Annotated in this window: 3 protein-coding genes; 2 read left to right on the top strand and 1 reads right to left on the bottom strand. The window is 72.7% G+C overall.

Going from position 1 to position 1548, the window contains the following annotated elements:
• On the top strand, positions 1–348 hold a 348-nt coding region (locus AC27VN_RS41145), incomplete at its 5' end, for a TPM domain-containing protein (protein ID WP_490880466.1).
• Between the two features lie 9 nt (positions 349–357).
• Here AC27VN_RS41145 and pdeM read toward each other — a convergent pair.
• Complete coding sequence (gene pdeM / locus AC27VN_RS41140) at positions 358–1062, bottom strand: ligase-associated DNA damage response endonuclease PdeM (protein WP_490880465.1); 705 nt, start codon at positions 1060–1062, stop codon at positions 358–360.
• 77 nt (positions 1063–1139) lie between these two features.
• On the opposite strand from pdeM, the gene trxC reads away from it, so the two are divergent.
• On the top strand, positions 1140–1548 hold a 409-nt coding region (trxC, locus tag AC27VN_RS41135; RefSeq protein ID WP_490880464.1), incomplete at its 3' end, for a thioredoxin TrxC.

Raw genomic sequence — 1548 nt, 5'->3', positions numbered from 1 at the left:
CCGATGTCCTACCTGCGCCGCGAGGCGCCGGCGCGGCAGCGCGCGGTCACGCTGTTCGGCAAGCTGCGCGTGTGGGACACCGAGCACAACAACGGCGTGCTGATCTACCTGCTCTTGGCCGAGCACGCGATCGAGATCGTGGCCGACCGCGGCATCGATGCGCGGGTGAGCGACGACGACTGGCGCGCGATGGCGCAGCGCATGGGCGCGGCCTTTCGCGAAGGCCGCTTCGAGGACGGGCTCACGCAGGCGCTCGAGGAGATGTCGGCGCTGCTGGTCGAGCACTTCCCGCTGCGCGACGACGAACTCGACCGCAACGAGCTGCCCGACGAACCCGTGGTGCTCTGAGCCGCTTGCTCAATCGGCCGCGGGCAGCGCCCACACGGCCGATCCGCCCACCGCATAGAAGCGCCGCCCCGGCGCCGATTCCATCGTCCAGCCGCCCGTGAACTCGCCGAAGGCGGGCAGCACGGCCTGGCCTTGCCCTTGTGCTTGCCCTTCCTCGTGCACGAAGCACGGCAGCCGTACGCTGTCGCGCCCCGGCCCGTGCAGCCGGCGCGCCGGGTGCAGGTGGCCCGCGAGCACGAAGTGCGTGGGATGCGACTGCGGATGGTGGCAGCAGGCGAAGGGGCCGAGCAGCCAGGGCTCGTCGACCACCTCGATGCCGAGCGCGGGCGGCGGATCGCCCGCGCGGCTGTCGTGGTTGCCGCGCACCAGCGTCATCGCGAGCGCCGCATGCTGCTCGCGCCATTCCCGCACCACGGGCAGCACGGCGCGCGCGGGCGCCGCATGCAGGAAGTCGCCGAGGAACACCAGCCGCCGCGGCGCATGGCGCGCGATCAGCACATCGAGCCGCGCGAGGTTCTCGAGCGTCGTGCCGCCCGGCACCGGCAGGCCCAGCGCGCGGAAGGTGGCGGCCTTGCCCAGGTGCAGGTCGGCGACGAACAGTGCCTGCCCGGCCGGCCACCAGAGCGCGCGCTCGGGCAGCAACTGCACTGCTTCGCCCGCCCATTGGAGCGGGAGCGGCGTCGAGGCGGAAGAAGAAGAGGAAAGGGAACGCATCGCCGGCCAGTGTCGCAAAAGCACCGGGCGGTCGCGTCCGACTTGCAATTCGCCCGCGCCGCCCCTAGCTTTGCCGGATGACCGAATCGCCCACGCTGCACATCGTCTGCCCGCACTGCCACACCACCAACCGGGTGCGCGAGGCCCAACTGGCCAGCGCGCCCGACTGCGGCAACTGTCACAAGCCGCTGTTCGGCGCCCACTCGGCCGCGCTGCCCGATGTGGCGAGCTTCGACCGCCACATCGCGCGCAACGAGATCCCGGTGCTGGTCGACTTCTGGGCCCCGTGGTGCGGCCCGTGCCGCCAGATGGCACCGGCCTACGAGCAGGCCGCGGCGCAGCTCGAGCCGCGCGTGCGCGTCGCCAAGGTCGACACCGAGGCCGTGCCCGCGCTGGCCGCGCGCTTCAACATCCGCAGCATTCCGACCCTGGCGCTGTTCAAGGGCGGCCGCGAGGTCGCGCGCCAGGCCGGCGCGATGGGCGCGG

This window comes from Variovorax sp. 20P10.2.4, assembly GCF_058244205.1.
This window is presented reverse-complemented; position numbering and strand designations above follow the sequence as displayed.